The organism is Mesorhizobium sp. M7A.F.Ca.US.005.03.2.1, assembly GCF_003997795.1.
Lineage (GTDB): Bacteria > Pseudomonadota > Alphaproteobacteria > Rhizobiales > Rhizobiaceae > Mesorhizobium > Mesorhizobium ciceri.
Window position 1 is genome coordinate 1 of record NZ_RZRP01001189.1, and the last position, 1,443, is coordinate 1,443.

Here is a 1,443-nt window from a genome sequence, read left to right on the forward strand (position 1 = left end):
TTGCAGGACCGAGTCGACCGACGTGTAGCAGATCGGCTTGCCGGTCCGGATGTGTTCCTCGCCAAAGCGCTCGATGATTTCGGTGCCCGGCGCATGGCAATTGCCGAGAATGCCCGGCACCTTGCCTTCGCGGATCATCGCCTCGGTCAGTTCGGCCGGAAAGGCGGGAACCGTATCCGGGAAATAGCCCCAGTCGAGGCGCACCGGCAGGCCGGCGATCTCCCAATGGCCCGACGGCGTGTCCTTGCCGCTCGAAACCTCCTGTGCGGCGCCGTGAAAGGCAGTTGGGAGCAGATCCGTCCCGCTGCTGGCAAAGCCCAGCCCCGTTGCGGTTTCGGCAGCCTTGCCAAGCCCGAGCGAGGCCATCTGGGGGACAAACAGCGGTCCACTGCGAAGCCCTTCGCGATCCGCGCGGCCCTCTGCACAGGCTTCTGCGATGTGCGCGAATGTGTTGGCGCCGGCGTCGCCGTAGCGGTCGGCGTCGGCCGCTCCACCGATGCCGAAGGAGTCCAGAACGAAGAGGAAAGCGCGTGCCATCGAGTTGTTGCCAGTTTGACCGACCAGACATAGGGTTCCGCGACTTCATTGGCAATTCGGAAACCAAACGGCAACGGCTTGGCGTGATAGTCTGGTGCATGTCGCCCAAAAGTGCGCAGCGGTTTTGGGATAACGACATGCACAAACAGAGATGCATGTCGCCCAACGGTGCGCAGCGGTTTTGGGCTGCGATATGCACAAATGCTCCGGGCATGGGCATGAATCGAGGACAACAGACCGTGGTTCCTGTCATGAGGGTTGCGCTGAAGACTTATGCCGCTCTCATGCTGGCGCAGGTCGCGCTCTGGTCAAATCCGGCGCATGCCGACTGGCGCGACGATATCGGCACGTTTCGCATCGGCATCGTTGCCGAGCCAGGCGCCGGCAACTCCGTTCCGGGGCTGGCACTGTTGACCGACGCCTACACCAAGGCCTTGGGCATGAAGGTCGAGTTTGTCGTTGCCCGCAACTATGCCGCGCTGATCGAGGCGCAGGCCAATGCCCGCATCGAATATGCGATCTATTCGGCCACCGCATATGCGACGGCCTCGCAGCGCTGCTTATGTATCGAACCGCTTGTGGCTCCGGTCGATTCAGACGGCGCGATCGGCATCCGCTCGGTTCTGCTGACGCGGGACGGCAAGCTGCCCGACCTTGCGGCGATGGACAGCCATCGTATCGCCATGGCGCCTCCTGACAGCGTCGGCGGTTCTCTCTTGCCATTGGCGGCGTTGGCGGCGGAAGGCCGCAAGATCGCGGAAGATGCACCGTTTCTGGTCCATGCCGATTCGGCCGCGGCGGCCGAGACGATGCTGGTCGACGGCAAAGCCGATGGCCTGTTCGGCTGGGTGACGGCCGCTGCCGACGGCCCGCGAGAACCGTCGGGCACGCAGGCGAGGTTGGAGG

The 1,443-nt window shown here is 63.8% G+C and carries 1 protein-coding gene and 1 pseudogene; one reads left to right on the forward strand and one right to left on the reverse strand.

Going from position 1 to position 1,443, the window contains the following annotated elements:
* A pseudogene (locus EN991_RS36095) lies at nucleotides 1-537 on the reverse strand (phosphopentomutase); the annotation flags it as partial.
* A gap of 251 nt (nucleotides 538-788) precedes the next feature.
* On the opposite strand from EN991_RS36095, the gene EN991_RS36100 reads away from it, so the two are divergent.
* The coding region (locus EN991_RS36100; RefSeq protein ID WP_164769653.1) for a PhnD/SsuA/transferrin family substrate-binding protein at nucleotides 789-1,443 on the forward strand (655 nt) is incomplete at its 3' end.